Origin of the sequence: Streptomyces sp. ASQP_92, assembly GCF_025399895.1 — a bacterium.
Taxonomy (GTDB): Bacteria; Actinomycetota; Actinomycetes; order Streptomycetales; family Streptomycetaceae; genus Streptomyces.
The window spans coordinates 19,184-36,606 of the sequence record NZ_JAODUA010000010.1; the positions used below are offsets into that span (position 1 = coordinate 19,184).

Genomic DNA, 17,423 nt, shown 5'->3' on the forward strand with positions numbered 1-17,423 from the left:
GCCGACACAACGAGGTTGCCGTACCTATGCGCCACGCTGAAGGAGCCCGCGGTGAGTGCTGACCCGACGCAGGTGCTCGCCTTCGATCCGAGCTGCCACATCTTCCAGTCGAACGGCTGTGGCTTCGAGGGTCCCGGCCTGCACTCGTTCCTCTTCGAGCCGCTCTGGGGCGACACCGACGGGGTGTACTTCAACAAGCCGATGCTGCTGGCCCTGCTGGGCTCGCTGATCATCGTCGGCTTCTTCTGGGCCGCCTTCCGCAAGCCGAAGCTCGTCCCCGGCAAGTTCCAGATGATCGCCGAGGCCGGCTACGACTTCGTACGCCGCGGCATCGTCTACGAGACGATCGGCAAGAAGGAGGGCGAGAAGTGGGTCCCCCTCATGGTCTCGATCTTCTTCTTCGTCTGGATGATGAACCTCTGGTCGATCGTCCCGGTCGCCCAGTTCCCGGTGACGTCGATCATCGCGTACCCCGCGGTGCTCGCCGCGGTCGTCTACGTGATCTGGATGACGCTCACGTTCAAGCGTCACGGGTTCGTCGGCGGCTTCAAGAACCTGACCGGCTATGACAAGACGCTGGGCGGTGTGCTGCCGCTGGTCATGACCATCGAGTTCTTCTCGAACGTGCTGGTCCGCCCCTTCACCCACGCGGTGCGACTCTTCGCGAACATGTTCGCCGGGCACACCCTGCTGCTGCTCTTCACGATCGCCAGCTGGTACATGCTCAACGGCATCGGGATCGCGTACTCCGGCGTCTCCTTCGTGATGGTCATCGTGATGACCGCCTTCGAGCTCTTCATCCAGGCCGTCCAGGCATACGTGTTCGTGCTGCTGGCCTGCGTCTTCATCCAGGGCGCGGTCGCCGAGCACCACTGACCGCCCGCCCCCTCCATACCCCCAGTCGTCCGGTGGCCAACCCCCACCGGTCCGTGAAAGAGAAGGAAGAACTGGCATGTCCCAGATCCTCGCTGCCTCCGATGGCGTCACCGGCTCGCTCAGCTCCATCGGTTACGGCCTCGCCGCGATCGGCCCCGGCGTCGGCGTCGGCATCATCTTCGGTAACGGCACGCAGGCTCTCGCCCGTCAGCCCGAAGCGGCCGGCCTGATCCGCGCCAACCAGATCCTCGGTTTCGCGTTCTGTGAGGCGCTGGCCCTGATCGGCCTCGTCATGCCGTTCGTCTACTAAGACGAACCACGACCAGACCGACCGACGAAAGGCACTGATGTGAACCTCACCATGGTTCAGCTGGCGGCCGAGGGCAAGGAAAACCCCCTCGTTCCGCCGTGGCCTGAGCTCGTCATCGGCCTCATCGCCTTCGTCATCGTCTTCGGCTTCCTCGCCAAGAAGCTCCTCCCGAACATCAACAAGGTTCTGGACGAGCGTCGCGAGGCCATCGAAGGCGGGATGGAGAAGGCCGAGGCCGCTCAGACCGAGGCCCAGAGCGTCCTTGAGCAGTACAAGGCGCAGCTCGCCGAGGCCCGCCACGAGGCTGCGCGCCTGCGCCAGGAGGCGACCGAGCAGGGCGCCGCGCTCATCCAGGAGATGAGGGCGGAAGGCCAGCGGCAGCGTGAGGAGATCATCGCTGCCGGCCACGCCCAGATCGAGGCCGACCGCAAGGCCGCCGCGCACTCGCTCCGTCAGGACGTGGGCAAGCTGGCGACCGACCTGGCCGGCAAGCTGGTCGGCGAGTCCCTCGAGGACCACGCCCGCCAGAGCCGCACCATCGACCGTTTCCTCGGCGAGCTCGAGGAGAAGGCCGAGGCCGTCCGATGAACGGTGCGAGCCGCGAGGCACTGGCCGCCGCACGCGAGCGTCTCGACGCGCTGATGGACAACACGTCCGTCGACGCGGCGAAGCTCGGCGACGAGCTGGCCGCCGTCACCACGCTGCTCGACCGCGAGGTCTCGCTGCGTCGGGTCCTGACCGACCCGGCGCAGGCCGGCGAGGCCAAGGCCGAGCTGGCCGGGCGTCTGCTCGGCGGCCAGGTGGGCGGCGAGACCGCCGACCTGGTGGCCGGCATGGTCCGCTCCCGCTGGTCGCAGTCGCGTGACCTGGTGGACTCGCTGGAAGAACTGGCGGCCACCGCCGACCTCACCGCCGCGCAGCAGTCGGGCGCGCTGGACGACGTCGAGGACGAGCTGTTCCGGTTCGGCCGCATCGTCACCTCCAGCACCGAACTGCGCTCCGCGCTCACCAGCCGCACCGCCACGGTCGCGGCCAAGAGCGAACTGCTGCGCAGCCTGCTGGGCGGCAGGGCCAACCCGGTCACCGAGCGTCTGGTCGCCCGTCTTGTGACCCGGCCGCGTGGACGTAGCTTGGAATCGGGACTCGAGTCCCTCTCCAAGCTCGCCGCGGGACGCCGGGACCGGATGGTCGCCGTGGTCACCTCGGCGGTACCGCTGACCGACCTCCAGAAGGCGCGCCTCGGCGCGGCTCTGGCGAAGATCTACGGCCGCCAGATGCACCTGAACCTCGACGTGGACCCCGAGGTCCTCGGCGGGATCTCGGTGCGCGTCGGCGACGAGGTCATCGAAGGCACCATCGCGGAGCGCCTCGAAGAGGCGAACCGGCGGCTGGCGCGCTGACCTCACGGTCGGCACAGCAAGTGAATTAGCAACACCAGCGGCCCGGTTGGGCCGTGCAGAAATTGCAGAAGATTCCTGGGGGTCGGCCCCCAGACCCCCTTAGAAACTTCGGGCCCAACAAGGAGAGCAGGGAACCCAGATGGCGGAGCTCACGATCCGGCCGGAGGAGATCCGGGACGCGCTGGAGACCTTTGTCCAGTCGTACCAGCCGGACGCGGCCTCGCGCGAGGAGGTCGGTACGGTCAGCGTTGCCGGCGACGGCATCGCGAAGGTCGAGGGTCTTCCCTCGGCCATGGCGAACGAGCTGCTGCGGTTCGAGGACGGAACCCTTGGTCTCGCCCTCAACCTCGAGGAGCGCGAGATCGGTGCGATCGTCCTCGGCGAGTTCAGCGGAATCGAAGAGGGCCAGCCGGTGCAGCGCACCGGTGAGGTGCTCTCGGTCGGCGTAGGCGAGGGTTACCTCGGCCGCGTCGTCGACCCGCTCGGCAACCCGATCGACGGCCTCGGCGAGATCGAGACCGACGGCCGCCGCGCCCTGGAGCTTCAGGCTCCGGGCGTCATGGTCCGTAAGTCGGTGCACGAGCCGATGGCGACCGGTTACAAGGCCGTCGACGCGATGGTGCCGATCGGCCGTGGCCAGCGTCAGCTGATCATTGGTGACCGTCAGACCGGCAAGACCGCTCTGGCCGTCGACACGATCATCAACCAGCGCGACAACTGGCGCTCGGGCGACCCGAAGAAGCAGGTTCGCTGCATCTACGTCGCCATCGGCCAGAAGGGCTCGACCATCGCCTCCGTGCGTGGCGCCCTGGAAGAGGCCGGCGCGCTGGAGTACACGACGATCGTCGCCGCTCCCGCGTCCGACCCGGCCGGCTTCAAGTACCTTGCCCCGTACACCGGTTCGGCCATCGGCCAGCACTGGATGTACGACGGCAAGCACGTCCTCATCATCTTCGACGACCTGTCGAAGCAGGCCGACGCCTACCGCGCCGTGTCCCTGCTGCTGCGCCGTCCGCCGGGCCGCGAGGCCTACCCGGGCGACGTCTTCTACCTGCACTCGCGTCTGCTCGAGCGCTGCGCGAAGCTGTCGGACGAGATGGGCGCCGGTTCGATGACGGGTCTGCCGATCGTCGAGACCAAGGCGAACGACGTGTCGGCGTTCATCCCGACCAACGTCATCTCCATCACCGACGGCCAGTGCTTCCTGGAGTCGGACCTGTTCAACGCCGGTCAGCGCCCCGCCCTGAACGTCGGTATCTCCGTCTCCCGAGTCGGTGGTTCCGCGCAGCACAAGGCGATGCGCCAGGTGTCCGGCCGACTGCGTGTCGACCTCGCCCAGTACCGCGAGCTGGAGGCGTTCGCCGCCTTCGGTTCCGACCTGGACGCCGCCTCCAAGGCCTCCCTGGAGCGCGGTAAGCGCATGGTCGAGCTGCTGAAGCAGCCGCAGTACTCGCCGTACCCGGTCGAGGAGCAGGTCGTCTCCATCTGGGCCGGCACCACCGGCAAGATGGACGACGTGCCCGTCGAGGACATCCGCCGCTTCGAGGCCGAGCTGCTGGAGCACCTGCGCCGCGAGCGCAAGGAGCTCCTCACCTCGATCGCCGAGGGCGCCAAGATGTCGGACGACACGCTCCAGGCCGTGGGCGACGCCATCGCCGGCTTCAAGCGGCAGTTCGAGACCTCGGACGGCAAGCTCCTGGGCGACGACGCTCCGGTCAGCACCAGCAAGTGACGACGACGGAAGGGACCTGACTCATGGGAGCGCAGCTCCGGGTCTACAAGCGTCGCATCCGATCCGTCACCGCGACCAAGAAGATCACCAAGGCGATGGAGATGATCGCCGCCTCGCGCATCGTCAAGGCGCAGCGCAAGGTGGCGGCCTCCGCGCCGTACGCGACCGAGCTCATCCGTGCGGTGACCGCGGTGGCGACCGGCTCCATCACCAAGCACCCGCTCACCACCGAGGCGGAGGCGCCGACCCGCGCCGCGGTCCTGCTCATCACGAGCGACCGCGGTCTGGCCGGCGGCTACTCCTCCAACGCCATCAAGGCCGCGGAGAAGCTCTCGGAGCGGCTGCGGAGCGAGGGCAAGGAGGTCGACACGTACATCGTCGGCCGCAAGGGTGTCGCCTACTACGGCTTCCGTGAGCGCAAGGTCTCACAGTCGTGGACCGGCTTCACCGACAGCCCGACCTACGCGGACGCCAAGCAGGTGGCCGCACCGCTGATCGAGGCCATCCAGACGGAGACGGCCGAGGGCGGAGCGGACGAACTGCACATCGTCTTCACGGAGTTCGTGTCGATGATGACGCAGACGCCGGTCGACAACCGGATGCTGCCGTTGTCGCTGGAGAAGGCTCCGCAGGAGGAGGGCGCGAAGGGCGAGATCCTTCCGCTCTTCGACTTCGAGCCGTCGGCGGAGGACGTCCTCGACGCCCTGCTGCCGCGCTACGTCGAAAGCCGCATCTACAACGCGCTGCTTCAGTCGGCCGCTTCCGAGCACGCCGCCCGCCGCCGTGCGATGAAGTCGGCCACCGACAACGCCGGAGAGCTCATCAAGAGCCTCTCCCGGCTTGCCAACGCGGCCCGCCAGGCCGAAATCACCCAGGAAATCAGCGAGATCGTCGGTGGCTCCAGTGCGCTGGCCGACGCGACCGCGGGGAGTGACAAGTAATGACGACCACTGTTGAGACGGCCGTTGCCACGGGCCGCGTCGCCCGGGTCATCGGCCCGGTCGTCGACGTGGAGTTCCCCGTCGACGCGATGCCGGAGATCTACAACGCCCTGCACGTCCAGGTGGCCGACCCGGCCGAGGACGGCAAGCTCAAGACGCTGACGCTCGAAGTCGCCCAGCACCTGGGTGACGGCATCGTCCGCGCGATCTCGATGCAGCCCACCGACGGTCTGGTCCGCCAGGCCCCGGTGACCGACACGGGCAACGGCATCACGGTGCCGGTCGGCGACTTCACCAAGGGCAAGGTGTTCAACACCCTTGGCGAGGTGCTGAACAAGCCCGAGGAGAACGCCAACATCGGCGAGCGCTGGCCGATCCACCGCAAGGCGCCCAACTTCGACCAGCTCGAGTCCAAGACCGAGATGTTCGAGACCGGCGTCAAGGTCATCGACCTTCTCACCCCGTACGTCAAGGGTGGAAAGATCGGCCTGTTCGGCGGTGCCGGTGTCGGCAAGACCGTCCTCATCCAGGAAATGATCTACCGCGTGGCCAACAACCACGACGGTGTGTCGGTGTTCGCCGGTGTCGGTGAGCGCACCCGTGAGGGCAACGACCTCATCGAGGAGATGCAGGACTCGGGCGTCATCGACAAGACCGCCCTGGTCTTCGGTCAGATGGACGAGCCGCCGGGCACGCGTCTTCGGGTCGCCCTGGCCGGTCTGACGATGGCGGAATACTTCCGTGACGTCCAGAAGCAGGACGTCCTCTTCTTCATCGACAACATCTTCCGGTACACCCAGGCGGGTTCCGAGGTGTCGACCCTGCTCGGCCGTATGCCCTCCGCGGTGGGCTACCAGCCGAACCTGGCCGACGAGATGGGTCTCCTCCAGGAGCGCATCACCTCGACCCGTGGTCACTCGATCACCTCGATGCAGGCGATCTACGTCCCCGCGGACGACCTGACCGACCCGGCCCCGGCCACCACCTTCGCCCACCTCGACGCGACGACGGTTCTCTCCCGTCCGATCTCCGAGAAGGGCATCTACCCGGCCGTGGACCCGCTGGACTCCACGTCCCGGATCCTGGACCCGCGCTACATCGCGCAGGAGCACTACGACGCCGCCATGCGCGTCAAGACGATCCTGCAGAAGTACAAGGACCTCCAGGACATCATCGCCATCCTCGGCATCGACGAGCTCGGCGAAGAGGACAAGCTGGTCGTGCACCGCGCCCGTCGCGTGGAGCGCTTCCTGTCGCAGAACACGCACGTCGCCAAGCAGTTCACCGGCGTCGACGGTTCGGACGTCCCGCTGGAAGAGTCGATCACGGCGTTCAACCAGATCTGCGACGGCGAGTACGACCACTTCCCCGAGCAGGCGTTCTTCATGTGCGGTGGCCTGGAAGACCTCAAGGCCAACGCCAAGGAGCTGGGCGTCTCCTGACGCGCCCCACCGCGAAGAGGGGCGGGTGCGTCCCGCCCCTCTCCGCACGCCTACTAGAATTCGACCCAACACCCGGCCGAACCGCCGGGTGGTGACCCGAGGAGCCAACCTTGGCTACTGAGCTGCACGTCGAGCTCGTCGCCGCGGACCGCAGCGTGTGGTCCGGCGAGGCCACCCTGGTCGTCGCGCGCACCACGTCCGGCGACATCGGCGTCATGCCCGGTCACCAGCCGCTCCTTGGTGTGCTGGAGTCGGGCCCGGTGATGATCCGTACGAGCGAGGGCAGCACCGTCGTCGCGGCGGTGCACGGTGGATTCATCTCCTTCGCCGACAACAAGCTTTCGCTGCTCGCCGAGATCGCCGAGCTGGCGGACGAGATCGACGTCCAGCGTGCCGAGCGTGCGCTGGAGAGTGCGAAGTCGGAGTCGGACGCCGCCGCCGAGCGACGCGCCGATGTACGACTGCGTGCGGTGGCGGTGCGCTAGCACCCCCGCCGGAGATTTCCCTCAGCCGCGGCTCGGTCCGGAATTTCCCGGAGCCGGTCGCGGCTGAGGCGATGCAGGCAGATTTTTCCGTTGCTGGATTACTGGTTGAGCGAGGAGGTCGGTGTAGATGACTCTCGCTCTGCTTGTGTGTGGCCTGGTCGTCGCGCTGGTACTGGTGGGACTCTTCGTCTTCGGTCTGCGCCGGCGGCTGATCCAGCGCTCGGGCGGGACCTTCGACTGCAGTCTGCGCTGGGGCCTTCCGGAGACGCCGGACACCAGCGGCAAGGGCTGGGTCTACGGGGTGGCCCGCTACAACGGTGACCGGATCGAGTGGTTCCGCGTCTTCTCCTACGCGCCTCGGCCGCGACGCGTTCTGGAGCGTTCCGCCATCGACGTGGTGTCGCGGCGTCTGCCCGAGGGCGAGGAGGAGCTGGCGCTCCTGTCCGACGCGATCATCCTGGGGTGTACGCATCGGGGTACGCGCCTCGAGCTGGCGATGAGCGAGGACGCGCTGACCGGTTTCCTCGCCTGGCTGGAAGCGGCCCCGCCCGGCCAGCGGGTCAACGTGGCGTAGGCCCCCGGTGGCCCTGGGGCTCCGCCCCAGACCCCGTATCGCGCCTGAACGGCGCTCGTCCTCAATCGCCGGACGGGCTGAAATGCCCGATGCGGGCCAGCACCGGTCCTGCCAGGGGCGCGGGGAACTGCGCGAGAAGCGGGCACGGCCCGCACCGAAAAGCGGGTTTCAGGGGCGCGGGGAACTGCGCGAATGGCCAAGCGCGGTGGGCCGCGGGTGAAAGACGTTCCTGGGGCTGGGTAACCCAGAGACCCCGGGGGCGGGGGACGGGCCCGCCTCCGGGGTGCTGGGGTTGGCCCGGGCTACTTGAGGCCGCTGTCGATCGCCGAGATCAACTCACCATTCGACGTGTCGCCGCTGAACTCCCAGAAGAACGCCCCCCTCAACCCCTGGTTCTTCACGTACGTCATCTTGCCGCCGATCGTCGCCGGCGTGTCATAGCTCCACCAGTTGCTGCCGCAGTGGGCGTAGGCCGTGCCCGCGATGGTGCCGGTCACGGGGCAGGACGTCTTGAGGATCTTGTAGTCCTCGATGCCCTGCTCGTACGTGCCGGGCGCCGGACCGGTCGCCGTGCCGCCGGGGGCGTCCTGGGTGACGCCCGTCCAGCCGCGGCCGTAGAAGCCGATGCCCAGGTTGAGCTTGCTCGCCGGGACGCCCTTGCCGAGGTACTTCTGGATCGCCGCGTCCGTGTTGAAGCCCGCGATCGGGATGCCGTTGTACGAGGTCAGCGGGGAGTGCGGGGCGGTGGGGCCCTTGGCGTCCCACGCGCCGAAGAAGTCGTACGTCATCACGTTGTACCAGTCGACGTAGCTCGCGGCGCCGCCGTAGTCGGCCGCGTCCATCTTGCCGCCCGTCGAGCCGTCGGCGGTGACCGCCGCCGTGACCAGTGCCGAGCCGCCGAACTTCGCGCGCAGCGCCGCAAGGAGGTTCTTCAGCGCCGCGGGCCCGCTGGTGTCGCAGGACAGGCCGCAGGCGTTGGGGTACTCCCAGTCGATGTCGATGCCGTCGAAGACATCGGCCCAGCGCGGGTCCTCGACCAGGGAGTAGCAGGAGTTCGCGAACGCCGTCGGGTTGGCCGCGGCCGCGCCGAAGCCGCCGGACCAGGTCCAGCCGCCGAAGGACCACAGGATCTTGATGTTCGGGTACTTCTTCTTCAGCTCGCGGAGCTGGTTGATGTTGCCCGCGACCGGCTGGTCCCAGGTGTCGGCCGTGCCGTCCACGCTGGAGGAGGCGTCGTACGTCTTCTGGTAGTCGGCGTAGGCGTCACCGATGGCGCACTGGCCGTTGGTGACGTTGCCGAAGGCGTAGTTGATGTGGGTCAGCTTGCTCGCCGAGCCCGAGGTGACGATGTTCTTCACCTGGTAGTTGCGCTGGTAGATGCCCCAGTCGGTGAAGTAGCCGAGGCGCACCTTGTCGCCGACGGGACCGGGTCCTGTGCCCCCGCCGGTGGTCGTCACCGTGACCGAGCCCGAGGAGGGGCCGGTCTGGTCGGCGGTGTCGCGGGCGGTCACGCTGTAGGTGTACGTCGTGCCCTTGGTCAGGCCCGAGTCGGCGTAGGTGGTGCCGGTGACGGTCGCTATTTTGGCCGAGCCCCGGTAGACGTCGTAGTTCTTGACGCCCTTGTCGTCGGTCGCGGCCGACCAGGAGAGGGAGACACCGGTGTCGGTGACGTTGCTCGCGGTCGGGGTGCCGGGGGCGGAGGGCGGGGTGTCGCCGGGCGGGGTCGAAGTCCCGTCGCAGGAGCCGCCGTTGAGCTTGCAGCCCGAGGGCGATCCGCTGCCCGCGCCGTTGAAGCCGAAGCTCACGCTGGCGCCGGGGGCAAGGGTGCCGTTGTACGACTTGTTCTTGGCGGTCCAGTGGGTGCCGGAACTGGTGACGTCCGCGTCCCAGGCCGAGGTCACGGACGTACCCGAGGGGTAGTCCCACTCCACGGTCCAGGAGCTGAGTGCGGTGGTGCCGGTGTTCTTGATGGTCCAGCCGGCCCCGAATCCCGTACCCCAGTCCGAGGACTTGGCATAGGTGGCGGTCGCCGAGGTGGCGGCTTCGGCGGGGGAGGCCAGGCCGACGAGGGCGGCCAGGGGGAGGGCGAGTGCGGTCAGGGCCGCTGCGGCTCTTGATCTGAAGCGCGTTCGTACGACACGTGCGGTTCTCAAGGCTGCTCCCGAGTGGTGCGACGGTGGTGGGGGTGGAACCCTGCTCCGTCCGGTGGGCGTGCCTTGAGCGCCAGGGACGGCGCGCCCACCACAGCAGTGTGCGGTGAGCGTAGAAAGGTCTGGACCAACCGTCAAGAGGTCCAGACCTCCGGTGGAGGGGACGGCTCAGATCCCCAACTCCCTTGCCAGCACGGCCGCTTGGGCTCTGCTGCGCAGCTCCAGCTTGCCGAGCAGCCTGCTGACATGGGTCTTCACGGTGGCCTCCGCCATGTCCAGGCGGCCGGCGATCTCCGCGTTGGACAGCCCGAGACCCAGACAGGAGAGCACCTCGCCCTCGCGCCGGGTGAGCGCGTCCAGGGCCGCCGGGCGCCGCGGCGCCGCGGGGCGCGGCGAGGAGGCGAACTCCGCGATGAGGCGGCGCGTGACGGCCGGGGCGATCAGGCCCTCGCCGCGCGCCACCGTCCGTACCGCCTCGATCAGATCCCTCGCTTCGGTGCTCTTGAGCAGGAAGCCCGCGGCGCCCGCGCGCAGCGCGCCGAACACGTACTCGTCCAGGTCGAAGGTGGTCAGGACCAGCACGTCGGCGAGGTGCTCGGCGACCACGGCCGCGGTGGCCGAGACCCCGTCCAGCCTGGGCATCTGGATGTCCATCAGGACCAGGTCCGGGCGCAGTTCGCGGGCGAGCGCGACCGCCTGCTCGCCGTCCGCGGCCTCCCCGACCACCTCGATGTCCGGGGCGCTGGAGAGGATCAGGACGAGCCCGGCCCGCACGGCCGACTGGTCCTCGGCGACCAGGATCCGGATCGTCACGTCCTCAAGTTCCTTTCTTCTGCGGGCAGTTGAGCCTCCACCCGCCACATCCGGCTGCCGTCCGGCGCCGTTACGGGGCCCGCGGTGAAGGTGCCGTCGAGCAGTTCGGTCCGCTCGCGCATCCCGATGATCCCGGCCCCCGAACCCGGCGCGCGCGGTCCCGGCCGGTCGCCGTGGGGGCTGGTGACGCACACGGCCAGCAGCCCGTCCACGCGGGAGAGGGCGACCTCCACGGTGCCGGGCGTCGCGTGCTTGAGCGCGTTGGTGAGGGACTCCTGCACGATCCGGTACGCCGCGAGCTCCACCGGGGCCGGCAGCGGCCCGGTCCCGGCGCGCCGGTCGTCGAGCGTGAAGCCGAGCCCGCTGTCGGCGCCGTTGGTACGGGCCTGGGCGACCAGCGCGTCGAGGCCGGACAGGGTGGGCGCCGCGGTCGGCTCGTCACGGCCGCCGGTGTCGCGCAGCAGACCGATGAGCCGGCGCATCTCGGCGAGCCCGTCCACGCTGTTCTCGCGGATCACCGACAGCGCCTGGCGGGTGGTCGCCGGATCGTCCAGGGAGAGCGCGGCCGTGGAGTGGATGGCGATCGCCGAGAGGTGGTTGGCCACCATGTCGTGCAGCTCGCGGGCCATCCGCGCGCGCTCGGCGACCACGGCCTGGCTGCGGTCCATCTCGGCGAGCAGGGCGGTCTGTTCGGCCCGCAGCCGGGCGCTGTCGGCGGCGTCCCGGTGGTGGCGCACCAGGGCACCGGTGGTCGCGGGCGCGAACGTGATCAGCCCGGTCACCACGCCGATGAGCAGTGCCTCCGGCTGCTGGAACCAGGCGTAGAACCCGATCGTCATGCCGACCGTGACGATCCCGGTCGTCACCGGGATGCGGCGCGCGGCGGCCGGGGTGCCGTAGACGACGGCCGCGTAGACGAGGTCGGTGAACATCACGACCGTCGCCAGGCTGCCCCGGGTGAACTGGTCGAGGACCAGCAGGCAGGTGCCGAGGGCCAGCGCGGGTTGCGGGGCGGTGCGGCGCAGCAGCTCCAGGGCGGCCGTCCCCACCAGCGGCAGCAGCACCCAGGCGCCGGGCAGCGAGCGGCCGCCCTGGGTGTGCAGCCCGACGGCCCACAGCACCAGCCCGCTGAGCAGGCCGCCCACGGCGATGAGGACGTCGTCGCGGTGCGGGCGGGAGGTCGGGGTCACGTACTCATCCAACACGGCCGCCCGGGCGGGGGCCTCCCCACCCCGGCCGAGGCGGGACTGCATCGAAGGATGCAGTCCTCTTTCGTCACTGACGACGACGCCCGGACGCCGGGCGCGGGCGAGCCTTGAGGAGTACGAGAGGAGACCACCGTGATCGTCGCTTTGATCATCGCCTGTGAGGTCGGCTTCTGGGTCCTGCTCGCCCTCGGCCTCGCCCTGCGTTACGTCGTCGGCATGCGCAGGACGAGCGTGGCGGTCCTGCTGTGCGAGCCGCTCCTGGAAGTCGTGCTGCTCGTGGTGACCGCCATCGATCTGAAGAACGGCGCACAGCCGGACTGGAAGCACGGCCTGGCCGCCGTCTACATCGGCTTCTCGGTCGTGATGGGCCACGATCTCGTCACCCGCGTCGACGCCTGGGTCGCGTACCGCTTCGCCGGCGGCCCGAGGCCCGCCCGGGCGCCGCGGGGCGGGGCGGCGAGGACGGCGTACGAGTGGCGGGTGGCGGGCCGCTTCACCGGCGCCGCGCTGCTCGCGATCGCCCTGCTCCAGGCCGCGATCTGGTACGTCGGCGGCGACGGCGCCACCGACTCGCTGCGGGCATGGCAGAGCAGGATGCTGGTGGTGATCGGCATCAACCTGATCATCGCGCTGAGCTACACGCTGTTCCCGAAGAAGGCCGAGGAGGCGAAGGGGTCGCCCTCGGTGCTCGACCGGCTCCTCAAGCCGCCGGCGGATCGCACCGGACAGGACACGCCCGGTCGGCACACAGGGGAGGACCGTACGCTGACCCGGCGGTAGCCGGACGACGTGAGGGAGCGCGGATGAGCGGGCCGAGCCGTGCCAAGGACGTGCTGGTCGTGGACGACGACGACGCGGTGCGCCGCTCCCTGCACCGCGGGCTCGGGCTGCACGGCTTCCGGGTCCGCACCGCCGACGGGGGACGGGCCGCGCTCGACGCCATCGAGCAGAGCCCGCCCGATGTGCTGGTCCTGGACGTGTCCATGCCCGGCATGAGCGGCATCGAGGTGTGCGCGGCGCTGCGCCGGTCCGGACACGATCTGCCCGTCCTGATGCTGTCGGCCCTGGACGAGACCGCCGACCGCATCGCCGGACTCCAGGCGGGCGGCGACGACTACCTGGTCAAGCCGTTCGCCCTGGAGGAACTGGCGCTGCGGCTGAGCGCCCTGCTGCGCCGGCGGCCGCCCGGCCCGCACGACGTGGTCCGCGCCTGCGGCCTGGTCGTAGACCCGGCGGCCCGCACCGCCCACCGCGACGGACACCCCCTCGACCTCACCCGGCGCGAGTTCGCCCTGCTCGAAGTCCTGGCCCGCAACGCCGGACACGTACTGAGCCGCGACCAACTGCTCGAACGGGTCTGGGGGTACGACGTCGAGGTGCGCACCGACGCCGTCGACACCTTCGTCAGCTATCTGCGCCGCAAGCTGGAGGCCGACGGCGCGTCCCGGCTCGTGCACACCGTGCGGGGCGTGGGCTTCGTCCTGAGGGAACGGCCGTGAAGCTCTCCACCCGGATCGCGCTCGCCGTCGGCGTCACCGTCCCGCTCCTGGTGCTGGCCTGCGGCGGCCTGCTGCTCGCCCTGGTCGCCCGCGATCTGCACCGCGCGGAGGACAGCCACCTCAAGGCCCGCGCGGCCGCGATCGCCCCGGACGCCCGTACCCTGCTGCGCGCCGCCGCCAACGATCGGCCGACCGCCGAGGAGAACCGCCAACGCAGGCTGTTCAACGCCGCGTTGGACGTCGGCGTACGGCTCACCGGCCCCGACGAAACCTACAGCGGCGGACCCCAGCCCGGCCCCTCGGTGGCGCTGCCCGCGCCCGGCGGAGGGCCGGTCACCGTGCGGGGCGCCGGGCGCGGCTGGCGGGCGTACGCGCTGCCGCTCACGGGGCCTCAGGTCTCCGGCACGCTGTGGGTGTTCGCGCCGGACACCGCGAGCCGCGCCCAACTCGCCCTGGTGCGCGGGCGGGTGGCGACCACGGCGCTGCTCGCCGCCCCGCTGTCCGCGCTGCTCGCCTGGGCCATCGCGAACGGGGCGACCCGCCCGCTGGGCCGGCTGCGCAAGGCGGCGGCCGGGCTCGACCCGAGGACGACGTCGGTACGTCTGGAACACCGCCCGACCCGGATCGTCGAGGTGGACGAGCTGGCCGCCACCCTCGGCACGGTCCTGGCCCGCTACGACGAGCAGGCCGCCCGCACCGCCGAGGCCCTGGACACCGCCCGCTCCTTCTCCGCGGCCGCCTCGCACGAACTGCGCAACCCGCTGATGAGCATCGGCACCAACCTCGACGTCCTGGCCCACCCGGGGCTCCCGGACGGCGAGCGCGCCGAGGTCGTCGAGGAGCTGCGGCGCGAGCACCGGCGGCTGCTCGGGATGCTGGTGGCCCTGCGCGAGCTGGGGCGCGGCGATCTGGTGGAGGCCGACGCGTTCCACCCGCTCGACGTGGCGGAGGTCGCCGACGCCGCGGTCGCCGAGGCGCGACGGCGCGCCCCGGACGCCGAGATCGCCCTGAACGCGCGGGCCGCGCCGGTGCACGGCTGGGAGCCCGGCGTCCGCATCCTGCTCGACAACCTCATCGGCAACGCGCTCACGCACGGCAGGGACGGGGCGGGGCGGGCCGAGGTCGCGGTCACCGTGGCCCGTGACGGCGACCAGGTGCTGGTCACCGTCGACGACCGGGGGCCGGGCATCACACCCGCCGACCGTCAGGAGGTGTTCCGCCGCTTCCACCGGGGGCCCGCCAGTACGGGCTCCGGGCTCGGGCTCACCCTGGTCGCCCAGCAGGCTGCGCTGCACCGCGGCACCGTCGAACTCGGCGAGGGGCCGGGCGGGACGGGTACCCGCTGTACGGTGCGGCTGCCCGTCAGGGGGCCGGAGGGGAGTCAACTCCCGCTCCGGCGGGACTGGTTGACGGTCACGGCGGGGCGGTCACAGAGTTCCCACAAAGAGCCGTCCTAGCGTGCGGGCGTATCGGACACCCGTACCTCAGGGAGGCATCTGCCATGCGCAACGCCATCATCCGCCGCCGTCGCCGTCTCGCGGCGGCCGCCCTCGCCGCGACGGCCGTGCTGACCGTCACCGCGCCCAGCGCCTTCGCCGACTCTTCGCCGTCGCCCGCCGCCACGGCGAAGGCGCCCACGGGCGACGGCGCCAAGGGCATCTGCAAGCGCGAACCCAAGACCGAGAAGCACCTCGAACGCGCCCTGAACCGCCTCGGCGGGGGAGCGGGCACGGTGGGCTCCGTGGCCCGGCTGCAACAGCGGGTGGACGACGCGAAGAAGGAGGGCCACACCGCGATCGCGACCTACCTCGACCACCGGCTCACCTACCGCAAGGGCCTGGTGACGACGCTCCAGCAGCGGCAGAAGGACCTCAAGGACGTGGCCTCCTGGTGCGCGGCCAACGACAACGGGAAGAAGTGATGCGTGCGGGGGGTGTGGGGCCGGCCATCGCGGCGGTGGCCCTGGCGGGCGGGCTCGTGACGGGCTGTACGCACTCCCATGCGGCGGGGTCTTCGGGGTCTTCGGAGTCGTCGGGAACGGAGCGGCAGATGGGGGAGAGGGTGTCCGACGCGGAGTCCGCGGCAGCGGCGGCCGACACGGACGCGGCGGGCTCCCCCTGACCCGGGGCGCGTTTTCCCACCCACCCGCCCGTGCGGCAGGGTCGGTCGGTTCCGGCCCCCCTGGGGCTCCGCCCCAGACCCCGGGGTGTTTTCCCACCCACCCGCCCGTGCGGCGGGGTCGGTCGGTTCCGGCCCTCCTGGGGCTCCGCCCCAGACCCCGTTCGCGCCTTAAGGGCGCTCGTCCTCAATCGCCGGACGGGCTGAAATGCCCGATGCGGGCCAGCACCAGTGCCGTTAGGGGCGCGGGGAACTGCGCGAAAAGCGACCACGGCCCGCAGGGTCGAGAGGGGTTAGGGGCGCGGGGAACTGCGCGAGGAGCGTCCACGACCCGCAGTCCGAAGCGGGTTCAGGGGCGCGGGGAACTGCGCGAGAAGCGACCACGACCCGCAGGCTGAAGCGGGTTCAGGGGCGCGGGGAACTGCGCGAGAAGCGACCACGACCCGCAGGCTGAAGCGGGTTCAGGGGCGCGGGGAACTGCGCAAAAAAGGGCCCCCGGGAGATGCCCCCCGAACGTGCGGCCCCCCGAGCCTTACCTCTCCCCACCCGGGACCCACAACACATCCCCCACCCCCTTGTTCGCCGAACGGGCCAGGATGAACAGCAGGTCGGAGAGGCGGTTGAGGTAGGTCGCCGTCAGGGGGTTCATGACGGGGGCGTGGGCCTCAAGGGCCGCCCACGTCGAGCGTTCCGCGCGCCGCACCACCGTGCACGCCTGGTGCAGCAGCGCCGCGCCGGGCGTGCCGCCCGGCAGGATGAAGCTGCGCAGCTTCTCCAGGTCCTCCAGGAAGTGGTCGCAGTCCGCCTCCAGCTTGTCGACGTAGGACTGCTCCACCCGCAGCGGCGGGTACTCCGGGTTCTCGACGACCGGCGTCGCGAGGTCCGCGCCGACGTCGAAGAGGTCGTTCTGGACCCGGACGAGGACCTTCACGACCTCCTCGGGGAGCTGCCCGAGCGCGATGGCCGTGCCGATGACCGCGTTGGCCTCGTTGGCGTCGGCGTACGCCGCGATCCGCAGATCGGTCTTGGCGGTCCGGCTCATGTCGCCGAGGGCGGTGGTGCCCTGGTCGCCGGTGCGGGTGTAGATGCGCGTCAGATTGACCATGCCGCCAGAGTAGTTACGCTCCGGCCGTCCGGAAGACGCGTGTGCCCACCGTCACGGCGAGCGCCGCGAATCCCGCCGCCACCAGGGCCCCGTACAGCATGGTCGTGGTGGCGTACGAGCCGAGATAGGCGTCCCGTACCGCGTCCACCAGATAGCGGAACGGCATGAGGTGGGACAGGACGTCCAGCCAGGTCGGCGCGAGCGTCATGGGCAGCATCAGGCCGGACAGCAGCATCGACGGCATCGCCAGGGCGTTGACCGCCGGACCGAACCCCTGCGGGGTGCGCACCTTCATGGCGAGCGCGTAGGACAGGGAGGCCAGCGACAGGGTCAGCAGCGCCACGAAGGCGAAGCCGATCAGCACCCCCGCGAGCGGCGCGCGCAGGCCCATGACCAGGGCGGCCAGGACGAGCAGCACCGCCTGGAAGACGAACAGGGCGGAGTCCCGCAGGACGCGGCCCAGCAGCAGCGCCAGGCGTGAGACGGGGGTGACGCGCATGCGCTCCACCACGCCCCAGTTGTTCTCGATGATGATCGCGAATCCCGCGAACGAGGCGCCGAACAGGGCGAGTTGGAGCAGCAGGCCGGGCACCAGGACCTGCCAGGAGCTGCCGTGCGAGCCCAGCGGCATACCCGTCAGGAGCGGGCCGAAGAAGAACAGGTAGAGCAGCGGCATCAGCACGCCGAAGAGGATCTGGAACTTGGAGCGCAGGGTCGCGCGGGCGTACCTGCCGAAGATGAGGGCGGTGTCGCTGAGCAGGGGCGGGATG

Annotated in this window: 18 protein-coding genes; 13 read left to right on the plus strand and 5 right to left on the minus strand. The window is 70.3% G+C overall.

Annotated elements, in window-relative coordinates; translation table 11 throughout:
* Positions 1–51 precede the first annotated feature (51 nt).
* From atpB to N4G70_RS21365, 9 genes are all read left to right on the plus strand, one after another.
* Positions 52–876 (plus strand): F0F1 ATP synthase subunit A, encoded by an 825-nt coding sequence (atpB, locus tag N4G70_RS21325; RefSeq protein ID WP_261714281.1) that lies wholly within the window; start codon positions 52–54, stop codon positions 874–876.
* A gap of 76 nt (positions 877–952) precedes the next feature.
* Positions 953–1,186 carry an ATP synthase F0 subunit C gene (atpE, locus tag N4G70_RS21330; RefSeq protein WP_053726990.1) on the plus strand — a complete coding sequence of 78 codons (234 nt, stop codon included), beginning with the start codon at positions 953–955 and terminating at the stop codon, positions 1,184–1,186.
* Positions 1,187–1,237: 51 nt separating this feature from the next.
* Positions 1,238–1,774, plus strand: coding sequence for a F0F1 ATP synthase subunit B (locus tag N4G70_RS21335; RefSeq protein ID WP_120727706.1), 537 nt, complete (start codon positions 1,238–1,240; stop codon positions 1,772–1,774).
* Positions 1,771–2,586 carry a F0F1 ATP synthase subunit delta gene (locus tag N4G70_RS21340; protein WP_261714282.1) on the plus strand — a complete coding sequence of 272 codons (816 nt, stop codon included), beginning with the start codon at positions 1,771–1,773 and terminating at the stop codon, positions 2,584–2,586. Before N4G70_RS21335 ends, N4G70_RS21340 begins: the two co-directional genes overlap by 4 nt.
* A gap of 139 nt (positions 2,587–2,725) precedes the next feature.
* Positions 2,726–4,318, plus strand: coding sequence for a F0F1 ATP synthase subunit alpha (gene atpA / locus N4G70_RS21345; protein WP_261714283.1), 1,593 nt, complete (start codon positions 2,726–2,728; stop codon positions 4,316–4,318).
* A 23-nt stretch (positions 4,319–4,341) separates the two neighbouring features.
* On the plus strand, positions 4,342–5,259 hold the full coding sequence (locus tag N4G70_RS21350; protein ID WP_261714284.1) for a F0F1 ATP synthase subunit gamma: 918 nt from the start codon (positions 4,342–4,344) through the stop codon (positions 5,257–5,259).
* On the plus strand, positions 5,259–6,701 hold the full coding sequence (gene atpD / locus N4G70_RS21355; protein WP_120721371.1) for a F0F1 ATP synthase subunit beta: 1,443 nt from the start codon (positions 5,259–5,261) through the stop codon (positions 6,699–6,701). Before N4G70_RS21350 ends, atpD begins: the two co-directional genes overlap by 1 nt.
* A 110-nt stretch (positions 6,702–6,811) precedes the next feature.
* Complete coding sequence (locus N4G70_RS21360; RefSeq protein WP_100577446.1) at positions 6,812–7,186, plus strand: F0F1 ATP synthase subunit epsilon; 375 nt, start codon at positions 6,812–6,814, stop codon at positions 7,184–7,186.
* A 127-nt stretch (positions 7,187–7,313) separates the two neighbouring features.
* Complete coding sequence (locus N4G70_RS21365; protein ID WP_114038179.1) at positions 7,314–7,760, plus strand: DUF2550 domain-containing protein; 447 nt, start codon at positions 7,314–7,316, stop codon at positions 7,758–7,760.
* A gap of 302 nt (positions 7,761–8,062) precedes the next feature.
* Here N4G70_RS21365 and N4G70_RS21370 read toward each other — a convergent pair whose 3' ends face one another.
* From N4G70_RS21370 to N4G70_RS21380, 3 genes are all read right to left on the minus strand, one after another.
* Positions 8,063–9,913 (minus strand): glycoside hydrolase family 18 chitinase, encoded by a 1,851-nt coding sequence (locus N4G70_RS21370; RefSeq protein WP_261714285.1) that lies wholly within the window; start codon positions 9,911–9,913, stop codon positions 8,063–8,065.
* Positions 9,914–10,078: 165 nt separating this feature from the next.
* Positions 10,079–10,717: a response regulator transcription factor gene (locus tag N4G70_RS21375; protein ID WP_261714457.1), complete on the minus strand. Its 639-nt coding sequence runs from the start codon at positions 10,715–10,717 to the stop codon at positions 10,079–10,081.
* 2 nt (positions 10,718–10,719) lie between these two features.
* Positions 10,720–11,976, minus strand: coding sequence for a sensor histidine kinase (locus tag N4G70_RS21380; RefSeq protein ID WP_399036301.1), 1,257 nt, complete (start codon positions 11,974–11,976; stop codon positions 10,720–10,722).
* Between the two features lie 87 nt (positions 11,977–12,063).
* On the opposite strand from N4G70_RS21380, the gene N4G70_RS21385 reads away from it, so the two are divergent.
* Genes N4G70_RS21385 through N4G70_RS21400 form a run of 4 tightly spaced genes read left to right on the plus strand, consistent with a single transcriptional unit; the run spans position 12,064 to position 15,351 of the window.
* Positions 12,064–12,711 (plus strand): hypothetical protein, encoded by a 648-nt coding sequence (locus N4G70_RS21385; RefSeq protein ID WP_261714287.1) that lies wholly within the window; start codon positions 12,064–12,066, stop codon positions 12,709–12,711.
* A 23-nt stretch (positions 12,712–12,734) separates the two neighbouring features.
* Positions 12,735–13,430: a response regulator transcription factor gene (locus N4G70_RS21390; protein WP_261714288.1), complete on the plus strand. Its 696-nt coding sequence runs from the start codon at positions 12,735–12,737 to the stop codon at positions 13,428–13,430.
* A complete protein-coding gene (locus N4G70_RS21395) occupies positions 13,427–14,887 on the plus strand; it encodes a HAMP domain-containing sensor histidine kinase (protein WP_261714289.1) in 1,461 nt (486 codons plus the stop codon). Before N4G70_RS21390 ends, N4G70_RS21395 begins: the two co-directional genes overlap by 4 nt.
* Positions 14,888–14,931: 44 nt before the next feature.
* Positions 14,932–15,351, plus strand: coding sequence for a hypothetical protein (locus N4G70_RS21400; RefSeq protein WP_261714290.1), 420 nt, complete (start codon positions 14,932–14,934; stop codon positions 15,349–15,351).
* 729 nt (positions 15,352–16,080) lie between these two features.
* On the opposite strand, the gene N4G70_RS21405 is transcribed toward N4G70_RS21400, so the two are convergent.
* Both N4G70_RS21405 and N4G70_RS21410 read right to left on the minus strand, forming a co-directional pair.
* On the minus strand, positions 16,081–16,653 hold the full coding sequence (locus N4G70_RS21405) for a cob(I)yrinic acid a,c-diamide adenosyltransferase (RefSeq protein WP_261714291.1): 573 nt from the start codon (positions 16,651–16,653) through the stop codon (positions 16,081–16,083).
* 13 nt (positions 16,654–16,666) lie between these two features.
* Positions 16,667–17,422 (minus strand): ABC transporter permease, encoded by a 756-nt coding sequence (locus N4G70_RS21410; RefSeq protein ID WP_261714458.1) that lies wholly within the window; start codon positions 17,420–17,422, stop codon positions 16,667–16,669.
* Position 17,423: the final 1 nt, after the last annotated feature.

Excerpts from the sequence above, each read along its gene's own strand:
- atpE (WP_053726990.1), top strand. The coding sequence starts at position 953 with ATGTCCCAGATCCTCGCTGCCTCCGATGGCGTCACCGGCTCGCTCAGC.
- N4G70_RS21335 (WP_120727706.1), top strand. The coding sequence starts at position 1,238 with ATGGTTCAGCTGGCGGCCGAGGGCAAGGAAAACCCCCTCGTTCCGCCG.
- N4G70_RS21340 (WP_261714282.1), top strand. The coding sequence starts at position 1,771 with ATGAACGGTGCGAGCCGCGAGGCACTGGCCGCCGCACGCGAGCGTCTC.
- atpA (WP_261714283.1), top strand. The coding sequence starts at position 2,726 with ATGGCGGAGCTCACGATCCGGCCGGAGGAGATCCGGGACGCGCTGGAG.
- N4G70_RS21350 (WP_261714284.1), top strand. The coding sequence starts at position 4,342 with ATGGGAGCGCAGCTCCGGGTCTACAAGCGTCGCATCCGATCCGTCACC.
- atpD (WP_120721371.1), top strand. The coding sequence starts at position 5,259 with ATGACGACCACTGTTGAGACGGCCGTTGCCACGGGCCGCGTCGCCCGG.
- N4G70_RS21365 (WP_114038179.1), top strand. The coding sequence starts at position 7,314 with ATGACTCTCGCTCTGCTTGTGTGTGGCCTGGTCGTCGCGCTGGTACTG.
- N4G70_RS21380 (WP_399036301.1), bottom strand. The coding sequence starts at position 11,976 with ATGCAGTCCCGCCTCGGCCGGGGTGGGGAGGCCCCCGCCCGGGCGGCC.
- N4G70_RS21390 (WP_261714288.1), top strand. The coding sequence starts at position 12,735 with ATGAGCGGGCCGAGCCGTGCCAAGGACGTGCTGGTCGTGGACGACGAC.
- N4G70_RS21400 (WP_261714290.1), top strand. The coding sequence starts at position 14,932 with ATGCGCAACGCCATCATCCGCCGCCGTCGCCGTCTCGCGGCGGCCGCC.
- N4G70_RS21405 (WP_261714291.1), bottom strand. The coding sequence starts at position 16,653 with ATGGTCAATCTGACGCGCATCTACACCCGCACCGGCGACCAGGGCACC.